The sequence below is a fragment of the bacterium genome, from assembly GCA_037147175.1.
GTDB lineage: Bacteria > Cyanobacteriota > Vampirovibrionia > Gastranaerophilales > UBA9971 > UBA9971.
This window is the reverse complement of record JBAWVS010000006.1, coordinates 56,246-76,354: the sequence shown is the minus strand read 5'-3', so window position 1 is coordinate 76,354 and position 20,109 is coordinate 56,246. Positions and strand designations below refer to the sequence as shown.

Below are 20,109 nucleotides of genomic sequence, written 5' to 3'. Positions count from 1 at the left end.
TAAAGGAATAAGAATAGTTGATGCATCAAGCGAAGAAAAATTAAAACAATCTATAAAAGAAGTTTCGGAAGAAACAATTAAATCGATCAATAATATGTCTGTTATGAAAAAATTAACACTGAGAAGTATAGTTCTTCTTAATAAACTTTCAGATATCTCTTATTTATTAATAGGAACAATACCTGATTTAAAATTAAAAATACAGAGCGGTATAAAATATGGTGGTTATAATCCGAGTTTTAACTATGTAATTAGCGGAAGAACGGGATCTTTACTTCATGAAATAGGTCATGCAATTAATAAAAATAAAAACTTTTTTACAAGAATACCTTTAAGGCTTAAAATAGTCTCTTCTCTTGTTTTAACGCCTCTGGCTATACTTACTGCTATGTTCCACAAAAAAGAAAATAATAATCCTGAAAATAAAACTTTTTTGACAAAAACAAAAGACTTTGTAAAAGAACGTATCGGACTTACAATTGCAGTGCTATCGCTGCTTTCACTTGTGGAAGAAGTCCTTGCTTCATTAAGAGCCTTTAAATTTACAGAAAAATCAAAATTAATGACTGAAGCAATAAAAAAAGAACACAATAAAATTCTTTTAATGGCTTTTGGCACTTATGTTGCAGATGCGGCAATTTTAACGGGAATGGCGAAAACAGCAGTTTGGGTTAAAAATAAAGTAACAGGGGACAAGTAATTTAAACTTGACTAAAGATAATAAAAGAATTTTTAACTGGTATCTGCTTGAATATTCTGCTATCTTATAAATAGAGAGTTTATAAAATTTTTATGATTGATAAAGATAAAAAATGAGTGATATTGAACAGAAAAAATACGGGTTTGATTTCGAACTGGATGATTTCCAGAAAGAAGCAGCCGAACATATAAATAACGGCAAAAGCGTTGTGGTCTGTGCGCCTACAGGCGCAGGAAAAACCGTAATCGCTGAACAGGCAATAATTCGTGCTATAGAACAAAATAAAAGAGTTTTTTATACCACACCTTTAAAAGCTTTGAGCAACCAGAAACTCAATGATTTCTCCGCGAAATACGGTGAAGACAAGGTTGGATTGCTGACAGGAGATACTTCCTTAAATAGAGATGCACAGATTGTTGTAATGACAACGGAAGTTTTCAGAAATATGCTTTACGGAACAAGCCTTGGAAAGGTTGAGGAAAACCTTAAAAATGTTCAATATATAATTTTAGACGAAGTTCATTATATGAATGATGAGCAAAGAGGCACTGTATGGGAAGAAAGCATTATTTACTGCCCTAATAACATTCAGATAATTGCTCTTTCTGCAACTATAGCAAACGCTGAAGAGCTTACTAATTGGATAAACAATGTTCATAGCCAGACAGAACTTGTAAATAGTGATTTTAGACCTGTACCGTTAAGGCATTTTTACTTCGCACCATCAATGGATACCAAAATTGTCCCGCTTTTTAACGGAAATGGAACTAAAGGACTTAACAACACCATTAAACCCGAAAAAAGACAGCCAAGATTTCAGCAAAGGGGTCGGGAAGAAGAAAAAACCCATGTTAAACTCGTTAAAATCCTGAATGATAAAGACATGCTTCCTGCCATTTATTTTGCATTCAGCAGGAAAAAATGCAACAAATACCTTGAAGACTGCACTAAATTAAAGCTTTTAAACGAATTTGAAGAAAGAAGACTCTCTCAAATTATAGACGAATATGTTCTTGATAATCCGTATTTAGCTAAAAGCAAGCAGCTTGAGTTTTTATATTCAGGAGTTGCTTCGCACCATGCCGGTTTATTGCCGGGCTGGAAGGGTTTAATAGAAAAACTGTTTAAACAGGGACTTATTAAAGTAGTGTTTGCCACAGAAACACTTGCTGCCGGTATAAATATGCCCGCCAGAACAACAATAATAAGCTCTATAAGCAAACGCTCAGATGACGGTCACAGGATTTTAACTCCGAGTGAGTTTCTCCAGATGTCGGGAAGAGCAGGAAGACGCGGTATGGATGAAGTCGGCTACGTTGTAACCCTTGGAGATTCTTTCCATCATCCGGAAGAAATTGCTGCACTTGCCTCTGCTGCTGCAAATCCTTTGGAAAGCAGGTTTACCCCGAGTTATTCAATGGTTCTTAATTTGCTTCAAAGATTTTCTCTAGAAGATTCCCGCGAACTTATCCTTAAAAGTTTCGGGTATCACACCGCTACAGAAAGATTAAAACCTCTTTATACAGAGCAGGAAAGAATTAAAAAGATTGTTGAAAGTATAGAAAACTTCCAATGTCCATTTAAACTTACTAATCAGGATGTTGAGGAATATAACAAGAATAAAAATCTCTATATTCAACATAAAAAAATAACAAAAACTCTCAAAAGACAGGCTCAGGAAGCCGGCATGCATAATGCCCCCGAAGTTTTGGAGTATGAAAATAAAACAAGAGAGCTTCACGAAAAAGTTTCACAATCAAAATGTGAGATTTGCAGAAAATACCAGAAACATATAAAAGATCTGGAAATTTTACCGAGATTTACAAAAAAATACAGAAAAATAAGCGAAGCCATTGAATATGAAAAAGATATTTATTGGCGTCAGTTCTTGAATTTAATGAAAGTTGCAGAAATCACAGGACACCTCGAAAGAAATTATCCTACGCCAAAAGGCTTAATGACCGCTACGGCAAGGACAGAAAACGAGATTTTCTTTATAGAACTCATAGAAAAAGGACTTTTAAACGATCTTTCTCATTCAGAACTCGCTGCGATTCTTTGTGCGGTCGTAACCGAAGATGTCAGAACAGAAACTTACCAAAAATACAGAATGGGCAAAAAAATCAGGAAAACTCTTCATGAATCCAATGAATTAAGAAGATCACTTTTGCGTATTCAGCAGGAAAATGATGTAAATGTTCCGATATTCCTGAACGCTGATTATTCATCATTAATTGAACAGTGGGTTCTCGGCGAAGAATGGGAAGCCCTTTTTGACGGACTTGAAACAGGCGAAGGCGACATCGTGAGAGTTTTCAAAAGAACTATTGATCTTTTAAGGCAGCTTATGAATATAAAAGGAGTGCCGGAAGAGCTTGCAAAAAGTGCCGGCATGGCGATTGACTGCATTAACCGCGATCCGATAACTGAAATATTTTAGTTAATACCTTTTTGAAAATTTTGTAAAACTAAATCAATTCTCCTGTTAAAGAGACCATATAGTCCTTCAAAAAGATATTTTTACCTGATTGCTCAAGTGCTTCTTTGATTATCATTTCAACACCACCGCAGCAGGGAACTTCCATATGCACGATGGTTACGGATTTAATTTCCTGTGTTTCAAAAATACGGGCAAGTTTCTCTACATAAACATTTAAATCACTGTCCAATTTAGGACAAAGCATTATAAGAACTTTGTTTTTTAAGAATTTTTGATGAAAATTCGGATACGCAAAAGCTGTACAATCCGCTGCAATGAGCAAATCAGCATTTTTAAGATAAGGAGCATCAGGATTTAATAATTTAAGCTGAATAGGCCAATTATTCAATTCTGACTGCAAGTTTACAACTTGCGTCGGCTGCAAAGAAGGCTGTTTTTTTATCAGGCTTAAATCTTTCTGCAAAGTCCCCGGACAGCCACAGGCAAGGGGTTTTACTTCAAACACGGGAACTTCGAAATCATTTTTCTTTAAATAATCTATAGCCTGATTAAAAAATTCATCCTGCCCATGGTCTTTAAGATGAAAGAGGTGGGCTTTAATTACGTTTGTCCCGCCTTTTACAACGTTTTCCATAACTTTGTACTCATTGTAAGGTTCGGCTTCTCTTTCTTTTGTTGTCATTGCGCCTGTCGGACATGTTTTTATGCAGGCACCAAGCCCATCACAAAACAAATCGCTTACAAGTCTTGCTTTTCCGTCAATAAGCTGAAGCGCACCTTCGGGGCAATCAGGAATACAAACACCGCAACCGGTACATTTTGATTCATCAATCTCAATAATTTTTCTTTTCATTTGTTTTTAGCTCCTATTGGCATATTGGTACTGAAATACTTATTTTTGTCAAAAAAATACTACATAAAATCTGTTAATTTTGTATTAATAAAAAAGTCTTCAACCTGTTTATTGATAGAACCCATTAAATCACCCATTATGCAAGTTTGGTTGCATGAAGGTTTGCTTAAAAGACATGTTGAAGGCTTAAATTTCCCGTCAATTGCTTCGTAAACCTCAAGGAAATTAACGTCCTCAGGGTTTTTAGCCAGCCTAAAGCCTCCTTTGTTGCCTTTAATTGAAGCAACAAGCTCAGCTTTTACCAATCTTTGCAGAACCTTAGAAAGGTGATTTGCTGATACATCAAGCTGATTTGCTATATCTTTTACCGATACAAGCTCATTCTGTTTTTTAGCCAGAATAATCATTGCATGCAAGGCTATAGAAGCCGCTTCTGAAATTTTTAAAATGTTGCTCATTTTTAACTTTTCTTTAATTACCTAATTAGTATCTTGGTACTATAATACTAATTAGATTTTATTTTGTCAAGTTACTAAATTTTATTAACTTATGTAAATATTGTAAACCTTTTTACATAATTTTTTGTTAAATCAGAAATACATCTTTAAAAATCAGAAATAGAGGGTTAGTATAAACATGTTGAATTATATAATCAGTGAGAATTATGAAAAAAAACGGTTCTGCTTTAATTCTTGTAACAACACTATCAAGCCTTCTTTTGCTTGTTGCGATAGCAGCAAGCGTAAATGCGGTTTCGGATATGAATATAACTTCTGAAGAAAAAATCAGAACTGATCTTGATTTTGCGTGTGAATCAGGACTTAATAGGGCAAAAACAAAAATTGAACAGTCTTTTAATAATGAAAATCTTAATATATTAGAGCCGTTTGTTACTTTTCAAGGAACAGAAGCTGATGATACAGGTTTAGTTCCGCAAGAAAAAGCTTTTAATGACGAACAATTCAGCTCTTTTGGTCCTGATTACTATTCTTTTACCTTAAATTCAAACGGTGGAAGTAAAAAAATATATGTTAAATATGCTATCACAAGTGATAGAGATGTTAACGAAAATAACGGATGGTTAAAATCAGCCGAACACACAACAAATAAAATAAAAGTAGAATCTATTGCTTACTCTCTCGGGTATGGTTGGGTTGGAATGACAGAAAATGTCTTTGCACAAAGAACCAGTTTGTTTATGTATCAAATATTTTTTGAAAATGATCTCGAAATACTGCCCGGGGCAAACTTTAACCTTAAAGGGCTTATTCATACAAATGAAAATATGTATTTAAATTCTGAAGCCACTTTAAGTATTCTTACAGACAGCCTTACTGCCGCAGGCAGCATAACCAGAGGAAGACTCGACAGTAATGCCGTTAACGGTACAGTTAAAATTACATCTGCGGATCAGGATGGAACTCTTGAAACAATGAGTAATAATGAGGACTCTGATAATACAAACTGGGAATCTCTAGCAAAAGAAAGATGGAAGGGAACTGTAAAAGATAGTAAGCTTGGAGCAACAAGGCTTGAAGCCCCAAAACTCAAATCTTTCGAACCGGGCGGCTATTACAGTCAAAATGCAGGAATTAATATTAATGTAAAAAACGAATCAGGAATTGTTAGTTACGAAATTAAATATAATGGAACTGCAAAAACATTCACATCTGCACAACTTAACGGCGCTCTGGCCGAAAAAACAATATATGATTACAGGGAATATCCTTCAGGGAGCGTTCCTAAAAATAATACACCAGTAAAAGTTACTAACGTCGATATTAATAAACTGAAAACTGCTCTAGGGTACTACCCTGACAACGGTATTGTATATATGACAAGAAGTGATGCTGTTGCTGATAATGACGGCAACCAATATAACCCTGATCCTAACAGAGTAGTAAGCGGTTTCAAAATAATTAACGGTTCTACATTGCCGGGAGCAACGACTTTAGTAAGCAATGATCCTGTTTATTTACAGGGTGACTTTAATAAGCATACATCAACAAATCAAAGTCAGGACACATGGAAGCCTTGTGCTGTTATTGCAGATGCGGTAAGCCTTCTTTCAAATTCATGGAGCGATACCAAAAGCAACTGGAAAGACAGTACTGTCAATTCAAGTAAAACATTGCCTGTAGCTTCAAATACCCAATACAATATGGTTCTTTTAACCGGTAATGTGCCTACTAAATTTGGGCAGTACAGCGGCGGATTGGAAAATTTCCCCAGATTCCTTGAAAATTGGAGCGGAAAAACAGTTGATATAACAGGCGGATTTATTCAATTGTTTAGAAGTAAATATGCTACGGGTAAATGGGGTGGCGATTATTATAGTGCGCCTACAAGAGACTGGAAATCTGAAGACAGGTTCTCTGACCTGAATAATCTGCCTCCCGGGTTTACGGATATGTTTCCAAGTGCAGCAATAGGCATTACTTTTTCTGACTGGAGGCAGATTAGCAAGGATGAGGCAGATCTTGTTGCAACGGATTAACAATATAAATAATAAAAAAAGAGGAATTTCTCTTTTTGAATTATTGCTGTCAATAGTTCTTTTATCTGTGCTTCTAACAATGGGATTTAGTGCTTTTGACTCTTCAATCAAGGACCAAAACACACAAAGTGCAACAGAACAAATCATTTCTGCCATTAAAAAATCCAAATATTATTCACGTTCAAAAGGAGTCGTTACCTCATTAAGCTTTCCTGTCGGAAGTAATACTTATTCTATAAGCGCAGATGGAACAACTATAAGCAATAGTGATTTTTTTGACGCTACATCCGGTAAATTGCCAAAAAATATAAAAATAATTCAAAATAACTGCGCTACAGTGAATTTTTATGTTGACGGCTCGCCTGTTGATTCTTCAAACAATCCGATTGCTTCAGACTGCTCTATTAAGGTCGGTTATGCCGGCGGTGCTCAAAAAACTATTACAATAAAAGGTAATTCTGGAAATGTTTTTTACCAATAAAAAGAGAATAAACTATAATCAGATACACAAAGGCTTTAGTCTTATTGAAATTTTAGTGTCAACAATTGTGCTGTCTATTCTTATGCTTGGTTTTGCGGGATTTACTTCCGGCGTTTTCGATGTTTCAGCCAGTCATGCAGGTCAAATTAAAAGCGTAAATGAGGCAAGATTTTCAACAGAGCGAATAATTACACAGATAAATAAGTCTGCTTACATTTATCCTTCCGATGTCAGTCTTTCGTTATCAGGTAAAAGCATAAATACTTTGAATTCTGTGGCAATGCTTATCCCCGAAGACGATGGAAAATACAGGTTTGTCGCATACTATTTAACAGCTAACACCAAAGGTCTGTCAGATTTATACGAATTTTTTTCTAACGTAACTTATGCTTGGAGTGAAAATACTTGTCCTGCATATAATATTTTAAGTTTTAGCGGAGATTCTTCTGTTATTGCAAATGATATAGATAAAAATAATACTGCATTAGAGTATATTCTTAACTATCAAAATGCGCCTACAGACAAAGTTCTCAAAGGAGAGGTATCAAACATTATTGCATCTAATAAATATGCTCTGATAAAAGGTATTTACTGGAAAATTTTTCAGGGAACAACTCAGGATCAGGTAATACAACTCAAAGGAATTTCAAGAAATGTGCCAAGGTTTTTTGAATAAAAAAAATAATTTTAATTATTCTGTCTCAAAAGGATATACACTGCTTGAAGTGCTTATATCCATTGTATTTTTCGCTATTATTACCGTCGGATTAAGTCTTCCTATAAGCAGTTCCATTTCTTTAACTGTTGATAATAAGAATATCAATGCCGCAAATAATCTGGCGAGAAGCTATTTAGAGGATGTCGAAGCAAAATGGACGATACAAAGTAATTTTGATGCAGGGACACTTATTGCCGTAACAGATGTTTATACTAACAACAAAAAATATAATGTCACTGTAACTTCTGAAAATATTTCTACTGATAATAATGGTGTAGTAATCGTCAGGAGGATAAACATAAAATATAAAAACACCAAAGGCAAGCTTTTAACGGATATTTACTATGATTATGACCGCCCGGGTAATGTATAAAATTAAGCTAATCCGCCAATTCCAAGACCAAATATGGCAAAATCATATTTTACAGGGTCAATAGCATCAAATTCTTTGAGTTTTTCTGTTATTTCTTCCGCGGTTTTCCAGTCATTGCTTTTTCTTTCGGTCAATTTCCATTTTCTGGAAATCCTTGCTACATGAGTATCAAGCGGTATTATAAGTTTGTTTGCAGGAATGTTTTTCCAGATATTCAAGTCAACAGAGCTTTTTCTTATCATCCATTTAAGAAAAAGGTTCAATCTTTTACAGGCACTACCCAACTCAGGACTGGGGATAAGATGAAATAAACCCCTGCATGTTGTTTCATCACAAGGGATATAGCTTCTCAGTAACTGCACAAAATTTGTCAGGCTGGCTTTAATGTTTTCTTCATCAGGAACAAATCCTTTCATAAAAGCCTTTTCTAAAGTGCCGTATTCTTTTAAAGCTTGTCCAATAACATAAATTAAGAGAATTAAATCTCTTTCCTGAGTATATCTGTAAACAAAACCTTTAAAAAGTTCAGCATCCCTGTCTATATCAAAATTAATGACAAATTCGGCAGGGCTGTCATTAAAAATTTCATGGACTTTCATCAAAGTTTCTACGATTTTTTTTCGATTTCCGTAAGCAAGACAAGAAGATATTAATCCCGAAACTTCTATATCGGACTGGCTTTTGAATTTATGGGGAAACTGTAGGGGGTCATCTTTTATGAAATCAGGAATTTCGTATGTTTTTACGAGTTCATCCAGATATTCTTTGGTTAGCTTTTGCAACTTTAAAACCCTTTCATGTAAATTCCAAAATATAAAATTGAGGCTAATCCTACTGTCCAGCAGTAAATTGCAAAAACATTAAGTTTATTGTTACTTAAAAATTTAATAAAATATTTTATGCAAAAATATCCTACAACCATTGCAATCAGTGTGCCTGTTATAATCGCTGACCAGTTGAAGTTTGTAATTTCGCCTGTTTTTATAAAACTCAGCGATTCAGAAACAACAGCAAGAAGAATTATAGGAATGCTTAAAAGAAATGAAAATCTTGCGGCCGTTGTTCTGCTGAGTCCCGTTGCCAAACCTGTTGAAATTGTCAGGCCTGAACGGGAAAGTCCATGAAATATTCCTGCAAGAGCTTGCGCTATGCCTATTGCAACTGCTCTTTTCCAGCCTACCAGATTTATTTTTTGATTAAATTTATTTGAAATAAATTCAGTGGAAAATAAAACTGTTCCTGCAATTATTAAAGCAATTCCTACATAAGCAGGTTTTTGTACCAGAGTTTCCGCAATATCTTTAAACGGGTAAAACACTGCGATTGTTGCAAGCGTTCCTGCCAGCACATTAAGAAAAAATTTGGATTCTTCATTTGAGTTAATCGATTTATTTTTTACGGAAATAATGAAACTTGTAAGTAAATTTTTAATATCAGTTCTAAAATAAATAAGAACAGCTATGAGAGTTCCTAAATGCAGCATTATGTCAAAAAATATTTCCTGATGTCCGCCGCTTGCAAGTTCTTTGCCCACAATGTTTTTGTATATGGAAGATACTAAAATCAGATGCCCTGAACTGCTTACAGGTAAAAATTCCGCAAGCCCCTGTATTAATCCCTGTATTATAGCCTGATATATATCCATTATATTTTCCTCCCTAAGTTAAGCTCTTCTAAAACCTTTTTTTCTTCTTTAGTATGTTTTCTTTGCATAAACTTTTCAAATAAATCAGGACGTTTTTGCTGAGTCTTTAAAATCGCCTGTTTTTTTCGCCATTTGGATATTTCCTGATGGTTTCCCGACAATAAAACGTCAGGAACGCTCAGTCCTCTGAAATCACAGGGTCTTGTGTATTGAGGATATTCAAGCAAATCTTCAGAAAAACTATCTTCTTCCGCACACTCTTTTTTTCCGATTCCTCCGGGGAGCATTCTTGTAACGGAATCAATCACACAAAGTGCCGCAAGCTCTCCGCCTGTCAAGACAAAATCACCTATAGAAATCTCTATAAGCTCTGGGATTTGTCTTATTCTTTCATCATAGCCTTCATAATGTCCGCAAATAGCAACAATTTGATCTTTTGTGCTTAAATCTTTTGCTGTTTGATGGTCAAAAGGTTTTCCCTGCGGAGTGAATATAATTGAAACAGAGTTTTGCAGCTTTTTAACAGATTCATAAGCGTCAAAAAATGGCGGACACATTAAAACCATGCCTGCTCCGCCGCCATAAGGAGTATCATCAACTTTTTTATGTTTGTCTGTAGAAAAATCACGGGGATTAATGGTATTTACAGAAACAACTTCCTGCTTAAAAGCCCGTCCTATGACACTGGCAGAACAATAATTTTGAATTATTTCGGGAAATAAAGTTATTACGTCGAATCTCATTGTTTATACTACTCGTTTAAATTTGTGATTTTAGTTTTCGGCATAGTTTAATATAACTTAAAAAACTGTAGGGCTTTAATTATAGCAAAGTTTGTATTTGAACAAGAATGAATTTTTTATAAAGTTTTGTAACAAAAAAGCAATTCCCCCCCCCTCTTTGTTTTTATATAGATATAAATATTAGTAAAGAGTTATTTTAGGAAAGAGAAAGAAGGAGAAAATTTATGACAAATGCAGTTGGACAAAAACCTATTACAGAAGCAGATTTTAAATTAAAAGCAGGAATTTATCAGGTAGACGGACCTGCTGCTCAAGAAGCAGGTGGCAAAAAAGATCAGGTTTTATTATTTAATATTAACAAAGATGGAAAAAAAGTAGAAGGTCAAAGAGTTACTGATCCAAGAAAGGACATACCTTTATATCATAGTTTTGGAGATAAAGCTGGCTCTCCTTACGGTAAGGAGGTATATTATCCTGCTGATAGTAGTGATACTAACCAAGCTTTGGGTGTAAAATTTGATAATCATAAATTGGTTGAGGCTAGTAAAGAACTTCAAATGACAGAATTAACAACGACCACAACAAATCCTGTTAAAGAATTTTTTCAAGATATTTTTAAATAATAAACATAATACTTAATTTAAAATTAATTTAATAAGAGGCTGTCCTAAAAATTGGACAGCCTCTTAAAATTTTTTTGAGATTTATGGCAATTTTTTGTCTTCACATGTTTTATATAAATATTAACAATAAAGGAGAAGAAAAAAATGAGTCAATCAGTAAAGTTCACACCCCCGGGGATTATGGGTACTTTGTTCAGACAACAACGTACTCAACAATTAATAAATAGAATAGAAATAGGTGGTAATTCTTCGAGGCTTGAAAGAACTCTTGAAAGAGCCGAAGCATTAAAAACGAGATTAAATGAAAGAGTCAACGATAGTATTAAAAAAATTGGATGTTATGCTTAAATATTAAATTAATCCGTCAATATTTTTTATAATTATCTTTTGTTCTTTTAAATTAACCTCAGGGACGATTTCTTTTGCGAAAGGGATTATATGCTCTTTATTTTCAGAATCTTTTATAAATAAAATATCCTGCCCCTTTGATATTGAAACGGCTGAAACTTTTCCTATAAGATTTTCATTGTCATCATAAGCAGAAAGTCCCACCAGATCGTCAATATAAAATTCATCTTCTTTTAAAAATCCCTGTGTTTTTGATTTTGGTGCTTTCAAATAAGCGCCTTTAAGTTCTATTACTTCATCTACAGAATTAATTTCTTTGAATTTTATAATAGCAAAGTTTTTATGAAAACGAACCCTATCAGGGGTCAAAGTAATTTTTTTTGAATCCTTAATTGCATATATTTCGTCAATTTTTGTAAAAAGATCTTCGGCGCCTTCTGTAAAGCCGACTTTTACTTCACCTTGTATCCCGTGAAAATTAAGGATTTTTCCTATCGATAAAAGCTTTTCCAATTGCTACTCCGTTTTATAAAAAATTATTCTTTAATTTCCTGTATAACACCGTCTTTTACAAGAATTTCGGCTTCACGAAATTTCTCATAAATATTTTCTCCGGTTCTTAATTCGACGTAATTTTCAAGACTTCCTGTGATTATAACATTGTTAAGTGCAAGATGAGAAATGCTTTCTTTTTGAGAAACCATCTCGTTTTTGAGTTCACTTATCTGCTGAAGTCTTCTTGAGATGTCTTCCAACGCCTGTTGAATTTGCTCAACGCTGTGATCTCCATACAAACTCGAAAATTCTGAAGCTTGATCGTGTATTTGTTTGCTTTGCATTTCTAATTGCATAATTTGAGAGTCAAGGAGATTGATTTCCTTGTTTATTTCTTCCTGAACCTGTTGTTTAAACTTGTCAGTAACTATGGTTTTTATTTTTATAGGTCTTTTAACCCTTATAGTATTTATTTCCATGTTCTCACCCCTGTCTTTTGTTGAGCTTACAGTTAAAAGATTTGATATATGCTGAATTATAAGTTTTATTTTATTCATTTCTACTTACAACGCTTTGTTTATTATAATCAAGAAAAAATACATAAAACATTTTATTCCTTTAAAATAAAACATGTATTATGATAGGATATAAAACTATTTTAGTTATGTAAACCTCCAAAACTCTAATGTTATTAAATAAATTTCAGGTATAAAGATAAATTAAAATCTTATATTTTTAGTGTTTGAGTAAAAATTTAGTTAAAGAGTGCATTTAAAAATGATAACGTTTGAAAACGTAAGCAAATCGTATAAAGGACTTAATGTATTAAAAAATATCAATATAAATATTGCTAAAGAAGAAACATTAGCAATAATCGGTCCTTCAGGCTGCGGTAAAAGCACTTTTTTAAAGTGTATTAACGGTCTTGTCCCCGTTAATAAAGGGAAAATTCTTGTGGACGGGCTTGATGTAACTTCAAAAGAAGTTGATTTAAACAAAATTAGATCAGAAATAGGTATAGTTTTTCAGCAATTTAATTTGTTTCCGCATCTGACAGTTCTGGAAAATGTTACTCTGGCGCCTATAAAAGTTAAAAAAATGAAAGAAAATGATTCTAAAATTCAAGCTTTGCATCTTTTGGAAAAAGTCGGACTGCTTGATAAAATTGATAAATATCCTGATCAGCTTTCAGGTGGTCAGGCACAGAGGGTTGCTATAGCAAGAAGTCTGGCAATGCAGCCGCAGATAATGCTTTTTGACGAACCAACCAGCGCTCTTGATCCTCAAATGACCCGGGAAGTTCTGGATACAATAAAAGAACTTGCAAATGAAGGAATGACAATGGTTGTTGTTACTCATGAAATGAATTTTGCCAGAGAAGTGGCAAACAGAATTATTTTTCTCTCCAGAGGGCAAATTATAGAAGAGGGTTCGTCAACAAAAATGTTTGATAACCCCCAAAGCAACATAACTAGAGAATTTTTAAAAAGTGCTTTTAGGAAAGAAGTGGTTTAATTAAAAAATTTTAGGAGAAAATAATTGAAAAATATCAGAAAAATACTCTTAACACTCTTATGTTTCATTTTTTTATTTGGATTAACAGGATGTGTTAAGAAAAAAAATGCTAAAGATTTACTGAAAACAGTTCAAGAAAGAGAAAAAATCATAGTAGGGGTTAAATATGACACTAAACCATTTGGTTTTGTAGACAAAGACCAAAATATTAAGGGGTTTGATGTTGATTTATCCAGAGAAATTGCAAAAAGAGTAGTCGGAGATGAAAATGCCGTTGAATTTCAACAGGTAACTTCTTCCAACAGAATACTTTCTTTAACTTCAGGAACTGTTGATTTAGTGGCTGCAACTATGACAATAAATCCTAAAAGAGAGCAGATTATAGATTTTAGCAGACCTTATTATATTGCCGGACAGGCAATAATGGTTTCCAAAAAGAGTTCTATTAAAAGTTTAAAAGATCTTTCAGGCAAATGTGTAATTGTTGTACTCGGTTCAACAAGTGAAATAAATATAAGACAGTTGGTTCCTGATGTAAAAATCTTGGGATTCAGAACTTATACGGATGCTTTCTCTGCACTAAAATCAGGTAGAGGAGATGCTCTTACTACAGACGATGCAATTATTTACGGATTTTTATCGGAAGATTCCAGTTTTAAAATGTTAAAAGATCGATTAACCCGTGAACCTTACGGCATAGGTTTCAAAAAAGGTGTAGACACCCAGTTATTCCAAGATGCTGTTAATTTTGCCCTTGAACAAATTATGCAGGACGGTACGTTGAAAAGAATTCAGCGAAAATGGATGGTGGATTTTTTAAAAGAAGGCAAATAAAGTTATTCCGCAGGGCTTTTTATAATGGACAATTTTGATATTTCAGTAATAATAAAATCTCTTCCGGTTATTGTAGAAGGAATAAAAATAACCGTTTTTATTTCTGTTATAAGTTCTGTCTGTGCTTTTATAATCGGTTTAATTATTGTGTTCTTCAGAACAACAGGCACACGTCCTCTTAAATTTATGGCTGTTTCTTATGTTGAAATAATACGAAACACTCCTTTGCTAATTCAGTTGTATTTTATTTATAAAGCCTTACCTGAATTTGGTTTAATGCTTTCGCCTATAGCCTGCGGAATATTGGCTCTAAGTCTTTATACGGGGGCTTTTATATCAGAAGTATTAAGATCAGGTATAAATTCAGTAGCCTCTGAGCAGTATCAAGCATCAATAAGCCTTGGGCTCAGCAAATTTCAGACATTTCGGCTCATTATATTACCGCAGGCAATAAAAATCATAATCCCTCCTCTTGGAAGCCAATTTATTAATGTTATAAAAAATTCTTCTCTGGTAAGTTTTATTTCTGTAACAGACCTGTTTTATGGTATTTACAAAGGTGCTGTTGATGATTTTAGATTCTTTGAATTTTTTATAACAGGTGCATTGATTTACATGATGCTTACCGGAACCGTTGCATTATTTACAAATCTTTTTGAAAACCTGTTTAATATACAAGGAAGGGCGGCAAAAGTATAATGCACTGGATTGATATACCTGAAAACTTTGATTTTTTGATGAAAGGGCTTTTTATTACTATTAAATTGGCTTTTATTTCATTAAGCGGAAGTTTGATTCTTGGTGTAATTTTAGGGGTATTAAGGCATACAAGACTTTTTTTAATAAGCTGGCTCGCTATTGTTTATATAGAAGGAGTGAGAAGTATTCCTTTGATTTTGTTTATTGTGTTTATTCATTTTGGGGCGTTGCCTTATCTTACAGGTGCTCCATCTTCGTTTTTTGATTCATCATGTATAGCGCTTATAATATTTAATTCTGCTTATATTGCGGAAATCATAAGAAGCGGTCTTAATTCCGTTGAAAAAGGGCATATAGATGCGGCTAAAAGTTTGGGCTTTGACGGGATGCAGCGCCTAACTTATATAATATTGCCTCTTGCTGTAACCAGAATGACACCGGCTCTGGTAAGTCAGCTTATTTCGCTGATTAAAGACACTTCTCTTGCTTCAACAATAGGCTTGATAGAACTCACAAGATCAGGCGAAATTATTTATGAAAGAACATATCATGAATCAGAAATACTTATTTTTATTGCGTTTGTCTACTTCATAATTTGCTTTGGTCTTTCAAAATTGAGCAGAATTTGGGAAACTAAACCATATATGTCTATGGAAATTAACGAGACAATCGGAGCAAATCAGTAAAGTGAATAAAATAAAGTTTTTTATAATAGTTATAGCTTTAAGTCTTAATTCAACTGCTTTAGCAAGTCCACAGCAGTATAACAACTATCTTCAGAATGCTTATAAGGCGTTAAAAAGCGGTAATTACCAGACAGCCATTCAAAATTATAAAAATGCATTGCTTATTTATCCGAACGAGGCGGATATTTATAATAATCTCGGTGTGGCTTATTCCAGAATAAATGATTTAAACAATGCTGAAATATGCTATAAAAAAACGATTCGGCTGGAACCGTCTAATGCTTTCGCTTATTCAAATCTTAGCGGTGTATATGAACGAAAAAAACAGTATGCCGAAGCCGCTAAATACCTTGAGTATTATGCTAAATTATCACCGTCAGACAAAAACATTTATTATAATTTATGTGAATTTTATGCTAAAGCAGGAAATAAAGATTTGTGCCTGAAAAACGGCGAAAAATACGTTCAAATTGCTGCGGATAAGTTTGATATATATTGCGTGATGGGCAATGAGTGCAAAAAAGACGGTGACTTTAATAAAGCGGCTTATTATTTTGAAAAAGCTGTAGCAGTTTCTAACAATCAACAGGAAAATCCAAACTTGCCTTATGCTCGCCAAGAGCTAAGAGATTGCCAGTTTAAAATCCGCATCGCTAATATTGATAATGTAACAAAAGCACCTCCTGTCCTTTATGACCTTGTAAAAACCAATGCTGTTCTTAAATATAAAGATGATTTTGAGAAGACTTATGAAATGCTTGATTTGTTGTGGAATGATGAAGACGGCCGAATACTTATAAATGAAATTATTGAACATAAAATCCCGATACAAATAGTTTTTGGCGGCAAAGAACAAACCAATGCCTATATAGAAGAAACTACAACCAACAAACAAATAATGCTCGGCGGTTTTTTCCCTTTATATACCTTTGGGACAATGCAGGAAAAAAATATTACGGTAAATCTTGGCGAAAATATTATTAATATGTATAAAAGTCCGAAATCTTCCTATCATGACAATATGTATGCGCTTATGACAGTTATGCATGAAATGGGACATGCAGTCGCTTCTTTGATAGAAGATAAGCACAAAGATTCACTTGAGGAAGAAATTACAGTTTCGATGATCGGTTATAATTCCGCTTCAAAAATACTTGTAGGCAGACCTCTTACAAGGCAAGAAAGTATTGAAACAGCTAAAAATTGCTATAAAGCCCTTATGACTGATGACCATAAAAATTTGCCGATGTATAATAATTTCAGAAATACGATTTCTAAAACAGGGGTAAATCTTTATAATTACGATACTTATTCGGACATATATAGGCTTCAGCAATAGGTTTTTTGTTAGAAAGAAATTATAAAAATGCCTGAAATGAGAAAAAATCCTTTATCGGGAAACTGGGTAATTCTGGCTCCTGAAAGAGCGAAAAGGCCTGATAGTCATGTTTCGCCCGGTGTTAGCCATTATCATCATATAGAACATCATCATGATTGTCATTTTTGTTATGGAAATGAACATTCTACGCCGAATGAAGTTCTTGTTTACGGAAGAAAAGAAGGTTTGCAGGATTCTACGGGATGGGATTTAAGAGTGGTTTCCAACAAATTTCCTGCGGTGGATAATGAAAAACATTTTTCTGTAAACAGTAATAATTATATGGAGATTTATTCTTATGCGGAAGGCAAGTCCGAAGTTATTATAGAAACTCCGCATCACTCAAAAAATATGGCTCATTACAGTTTAAAACAGATAGAACTTGTTATTAATGCTTATAAAGAAAGATATATCGCTATTTCTCAGGAAAAACATATTAAATATGTGCTTATATTTAAAAATAGCGGTAAAAAGGCAGGTGCAAGCATTTCGCATTCTCATAGCCAGATTATCGGCATCCCCATAATTCCTCCGCTGGTAGAACAGGAACTTTCTTTAGCAGAAGGTTATTACAAGGAAAAAAGCACCTGTATTTATTGCGATATGATTGATCTGGAATTAAAAGAGAAATCAAGAATTGTTTTTGAAAATGACAAATTTATTGCATTTATGCCTTATGCCGCAAAAGTTCCTTTTGAAACATGGATTTTGCCTAAATTTCACAGTAGTTTTTTTGAGGCTTTGACTGAATCAGAAACAACAAGTCTTGCTGAAGTGATGAAAGATGTTTTATATAGACATCATGAAGCTCTTAAAGGCACGCCTTACAATTATTTTATTCATACTTCGCCCGCAAAAGCAAGAACGGATAATTATTATCACTGGCATATTGAATTAATCCCCAGAATTACTACTCCGGCAGGCTTTGAACTGGGAACAGGGATTTTTATAAATATTTCTACTCCTGAAGTAAACGCAAAATTATTGAGAGATATTAAAGTTAAATAAAAAAAGCCTCTTGAATAAATGCTTTGTTTAAAATATTATCAACATTACATAAATTAAAAAATAGTAATTTTATAAATAATATAAGGAAATTGAAAATGAGCAATATCATTCAAGAATTAGCAAAAGAAGTTGCAAAGACAGATTTACCAAGATTAAACCCTGGCGATACCGTAAAAGTTTTCGTAAGGATTAAAGAAGGCAATAAAGAAAGAACACAGGCTTTTGAAGGCGTAATTATCAAAAAACGCGGCAGCGGAGCAGGTCAAACCATCACCGTAAGAAGAGTTTTTCAAGGTGTTGGAGTAGAAAGAGTTTTCCCTGTTAATTCTCCAAGAGTTGAACAGATTAAAGTACTTAGAAGCGGTCTTGTTAGAAGAGCAAAACTTTATTATCTCAGAGAGAGAACCGGTAAAGCTACACGTATTAAAGAAAAAACAACAAGATAAATTACAAAATAAATTGTTAATGAATTACTAAAAAGAGGGGGCAAAGTTCCCCTCTTTGGCAATTCATAACTATAAGAACGGTATAAAAAATGGCTATAAATTGGTACCCCGGACATATTGCAAAAGCTGAAAGAAAACTGAAAGAACAGGTAAAACTTGTTGATGTCGTCTTTGAAGTTCTTGATGCACGGATACCTCACAGCAGTTTGTATGATAATTTGGACAAATTATTGGGCAGCAAGCCCAGATTAATGCTTTTAAACAAATCCGATGTTGCAGATCCCGAGACCAACTCAAAATGGATGAAACATCTTGAGGAAAAAACGGGTCTAAAAGTTATTATGACCAGTGCGACAACGGGCAAGGATATTTCTTCAGTAATTAAAGAAGCTATTGAACTTGGTCGACCCGAGATAGAAAAACTAGTCGCCAAAGGAAGATTACCGCGCCCCGTAAGAGCAATGGTTGTTGGCATGCCAAATGTCGGAAAATCGAGCATAATTAATAAATTAATAAAAACTTCTAAAGTTAAAGTCGGCGCAAAAGCAGGTGTAACAAGAGCAGCTCAGTGGGTAAGAATCAATCCTAAGCTGGAATTGCTTGATACTCCCGGTATTATCCCCATGAAGCTGGATACACAGGAGCGTGCTTTTAAGCTGGCAATGGTTAATTCTGTCGGTGAAGCTGCTTATGATAAAATTGAAGTTGCAAATGTTCTTGTATCTCTTGTTTATGAAAGGTATCCGCAGCTTTTTTGTGAATATTACAGACTAAAATGTGAAGAAATTCCCACTGTTGAGGATGTGGCAATTGCGAGAAATTTATTGTTAACTGCAGGAAAACCTGATATAGACAGATGTGCATCGCTTGTTTTAACTGATTTCAGGCAGGGAAGAATAGGAAGAATTACGCTTGAGGACATTCCGTAAATCAAAAATTGATGAATTGGTCGAATTTGACCGCAGGCATGGTCTTGTGGTTATCGGTACGGATGAAGCAGGTCGAGGGCCTGTTGCAGGTCCTGTAGTTGCAAGTGCTGTTTATTTCCCTGAACTTAGCGAAAAAGTTTGCGAAGTTATTAAGTTTATTGATGATTCAAAAAAATTTTCATCTAATCCCAAGCTTAGAAAAGAGCTTTCTGAAGAGATAAAATCAGTAGCAAAATACAGTATTAAGGAAAGTTCTGTTGAAGAGATTGATAAAATAAATATTCTTCAGGCATCGTTGCTTGCGATGAGAAAATCCTGCGAAAATTTAATAGAGCAGATGAATTCACAAGAAAATTTAATTATACTTGTAGACGGGAATTTTATTATTCCTAAATATAATTATCAACAAAAGGCTGTTAAAAAAGGTGATACGCTTTCGGCTTCGATTGCGGCGGCAAGTATTCTGGCTAAAGTTTACAGGGATGAATTAATGCAGGAGCTTGCAAAAGGCTTTCCCGAATATGGATGGTCAAAAAACAAAGGCTATCCAACAAAAGCACATAGAGAAGCGTTAAGAGAACATGGCGCCTGCAAATGGCACAGAACAACTTTCCTCGGCAAAGTTCTTTGTGAGCAAAAAAAAATTTTTTAAAATTACTGTTAATGCACTATTCATAATTAAAACTCCAAAATGTATA

The 20,109-nt window shown here is 34.1% G+C and carries 24 protein-coding genes; 17 read left to right on the top strand and 7 right to left on the bottom strand.

The window, feature by feature from the left end; all coding sequences use genetic code 11:
- On the top strand, window positions 1–700 hold a 700-nt coding region (locus tag WCG23_02820), incomplete at its 5' end, for a zinc metallopeptidase (protein ID MEI8388797.1).
- A gap of 112 nt (window positions 701–812) precedes the next feature.
- Complete coding sequence (locus tag WCG23_02815; GenBank protein MEI8388796.1) at window positions 813–3,140, top strand: DEAD/DEAH box helicase; 2,328 nt, start codon at window positions 813–815, stop codon at window positions 3,138–3,140.
- Window positions 3,141–3,168: 28 nt separating this feature from the next.
- On the opposite strand, the gene WCG23_02810 is transcribed toward WCG23_02815, so the two are convergent.
- The gene (locus WCG23_02810) at window positions 3,169–3,993 is read right to left on the bottom strand and encodes a 4Fe-4S binding protein (GenBank protein ID MEI8388795.1); all 825 of its coding nucleotides are present in this window, start codon (window positions 3,991–3,993) and stop codon (window positions 3,169–3,171) included.
- A 59-nt stretch (window positions 3,994–4,052) separates the two neighbouring features.
- Window positions 4,053–4,451 carry an Rrf2 family transcriptional regulator gene (locus WCG23_02805; GenBank protein MEI8388794.1) on the bottom strand — a complete coding sequence of 133 codons (399 nt, stop codon included), beginning with the start codon at window positions 4,449–4,451 and terminating at the stop codon, window positions 4,053–4,055.
- A gap of 206 nt (window positions 4,452–4,657) precedes the next feature.
- Here WCG23_02805 and WCG23_02800 point away from each other — a divergent pair, with 206 nt between their 5' ends.
- The 4 genes from WCG23_02800 to WCG23_02785 are packed head-to-tail and all read left to right on the top strand — an operon-like array spanning window position 4,658 to window position 8,062.
- Complete coding sequence (locus tag WCG23_02800) at window positions 4,658–6,490, top strand: hypothetical protein (protein ID MEI8388793.1); 1,833 nt, start codon at window positions 4,658–4,660, stop codon at window positions 6,488–6,490.
- Complete coding sequence (locus WCG23_02795) at window positions 6,477–6,971, top strand: prepilin-type N-terminal cleavage/methylation domain-containing protein (protein ID MEI8388792.1); 495 nt, start codon at window positions 6,477–6,479, stop codon at window positions 6,969–6,971. Before WCG23_02800 ends, WCG23_02795 begins: the two co-directional genes overlap by 14 nt.
- Window positions 6,955–7,647, top strand: a complete 693-nt coding sequence (locus WCG23_02790) for a prepilin-type N-terminal cleavage/methylation domain-containing protein (GenBank protein MEI8388791.1) — start codon at window positions 6,955–6,957, stop codon at window positions 7,645–7,647. Before WCG23_02795 ends, WCG23_02790 begins: the two co-directional genes overlap by 17 nt.
- Complete coding sequence (locus WCG23_02785; protein MEI8388790.1) at window positions 7,625–8,062, top strand: hypothetical protein; 438 nt, start codon at window positions 7,625–7,627, stop codon at window positions 8,060–8,062. Before WCG23_02790 ends, WCG23_02785 begins: the two co-directional genes overlap by 23 nt.
- 2 nt (window positions 8,063–8,064) lie before the next feature.
- Here WCG23_02785 and WCG23_02780 read toward each other — a convergent pair whose 3' ends face one another.
- The 3 genes from WCG23_02780 to trmD are packed head-to-tail and all read right to left on the bottom strand — an operon-like array spanning window position 8,065 to window position 10,450.
- Window positions 8,065–8,844: a TIGR02757 family protein gene (locus tag WCG23_02780; GenBank protein MEI8388789.1), complete on the bottom strand. Its 780-nt coding sequence runs from the start codon at window positions 8,842–8,844 to the stop codon at window positions 8,065–8,067.
- Window positions 8,845–8,846: 2 nt separating this feature from the next.
- The gene (locus tag WCG23_02775; GenBank protein MEI8388788.1) at window positions 8,847–9,707 is read right to left on the bottom strand and encodes an undecaprenyl-diphosphate phosphatase; all 861 of its coding nucleotides are present in this window, start codon (window positions 9,705–9,707) and stop codon (window positions 8,847–8,849) included.
- Window positions 9,707–10,450 (bottom strand): tRNA (guanosine(37)-N1)-methyltransferase TrmD, encoded by a 744-nt coding sequence (trmD, locus tag WCG23_02770; GenBank protein MEI8388787.1) that lies wholly within the window; start codon window positions 10,448–10,450, stop codon window positions 9,707–9,709. Before trmD ends, WCG23_02775 begins: the two co-directional genes overlap by 1 nt.
- A gap of 224 nt (window positions 10,451–10,674) precedes the next feature.
- On the opposite strand from trmD, the gene WCG23_02765 reads away from it, so the two are divergent.
- Together WCG23_02765 and WCG23_02760 are read left to right on the top strand one after the other, a co-directional pair.
- Entirely contained in the window at window positions 10,675–11,073 is a 399-nt protein-coding gene (locus tag WCG23_02765; protein ID MEI8388786.1) for a hypothetical protein, read from the top strand.
- Between the two features lie 144 nt (window positions 11,074–11,217).
- Entirely contained in the window at window positions 11,218–11,421 is a 204-nt protein-coding gene (locus tag WCG23_02760; protein ID MEI8388785.1) for a hypothetical protein, read from the top strand.
- 3 nt (window positions 11,422–11,424) lie between these two features.
- Here WCG23_02760 and rimM read toward each other — a convergent pair whose 3' ends face one another.
- Entirely contained in the window at window positions 11,425–11,934 is a 510-nt protein-coding gene (gene rimM / locus WCG23_02755) for a ribosome maturation factor RimM (GenBank protein MEI8388784.1), read from the bottom strand.
- 23 nt (window positions 11,935–11,957) lie between these two features.
- Complete coding sequence (locus WCG23_02750) at window positions 11,958–12,473, bottom strand: YlqD family protein (GenBank protein MEI8388783.1); 516 nt, start codon at window positions 12,471–12,473, stop codon at window positions 11,958–11,960.
- A 220-nt stretch (window positions 12,474–12,693) separates the two neighbouring features.
- On the opposite strand from WCG23_02750, the gene WCG23_02745 reads away from it, so the two are divergent.
- The 9 genes from WCG23_02745 to WCG23_02705 all read left to right on the top strand — a co-directional run bounded on the left by WCG23_02745 (window position 12,694) and on the right by WCG23_02705 (window position 20,063).
- Window positions 12,694–13,431 carry an amino acid ABC transporter ATP-binding protein gene (locus tag WCG23_02745; protein MEI8388782.1) on the top strand — a complete coding sequence of 246 codons (738 nt, stop codon included), beginning with the start codon at window positions 12,694–12,696 and terminating at the stop codon, window positions 13,429–13,431.
- A gap of 24 nt (window positions 13,432–13,455) precedes the next feature.
- Window positions 13,456–14,265, top strand: coding sequence for a transporter substrate-binding domain-containing protein (locus WCG23_02740; protein ID MEI8388781.1), 810 nt, complete (start codon window positions 13,456–13,458; stop codon window positions 14,263–14,265).
- Window positions 14,266–14,289: 24 nt separating this feature from the next.
- Window positions 14,290–14,964 (top strand): amino acid ABC transporter permease, encoded by a 675-nt coding sequence (locus tag WCG23_02735; protein MEI8388780.1) that lies wholly within the window; start codon window positions 14,290–14,292, stop codon window positions 14,962–14,964.
- Window positions 14,964–15,650 carry an amino acid ABC transporter permease gene (locus WCG23_02730; protein MEI8388779.1) on the top strand — a complete coding sequence of 229 codons (687 nt, stop codon included), beginning with the start codon at window positions 14,964–14,966 and terminating at the stop codon, window positions 15,648–15,650. Before WCG23_02735 ends, WCG23_02730 begins: the two co-directional genes overlap by 1 nt.
- A 1-nt stretch (window position 15,651) precedes the next feature.
- Window positions 15,652–16,989, top strand: coding sequence for a tetratricopeptide repeat protein (locus WCG23_02725; protein MEI8388778.1), 1,338 nt, complete (start codon window positions 15,652–15,654; stop codon window positions 16,987–16,989).
- Window positions 16,990–17,016: 27 nt separating this feature from the next.
- Window positions 17,017–18,036 carry a galactose-1-phosphate uridylyltransferase gene (galT, locus tag WCG23_02720; protein ID MEI8388777.1) on the top strand — a complete coding sequence of 340 codons (1,020 nt, stop codon included), beginning with the start codon at window positions 17,017–17,019 and terminating at the stop codon, window positions 18,034–18,036.
- A 95-nt stretch (window positions 18,037–18,131) separates the two neighbouring features.
- On the top strand, window positions 18,132–18,482 hold the full coding sequence (gene rplS, locus WCG23_02715; protein MEI8388776.1) for a 50S ribosomal protein L19: 351 nt from the start codon (window positions 18,132–18,134) through the stop codon (window positions 18,480–18,482).
- 89 nt (window positions 18,483–18,571) lie between these two features.
- Window positions 18,572–19,411: a ribosome biogenesis GTPase YlqF gene (gene ylqF, locus WCG23_02710; protein ID MEI8388775.1), complete on the top strand. Its 840-nt coding sequence runs from the start codon at window positions 18,572–18,574 to the stop codon at window positions 19,409–19,411.
- Window positions 19,395–20,063: a ribonuclease HII gene (locus tag WCG23_02705; protein ID MEI8388774.1), complete on the top strand. Its 669-nt coding sequence runs from the start codon at window positions 19,395–19,397 to the stop codon at window positions 20,061–20,063. Before ylqF ends, WCG23_02705 begins: the two co-directional genes overlap by 17 nt.
- Window positions 20,064–20,109 lie beyond the last annotated feature (46 nt).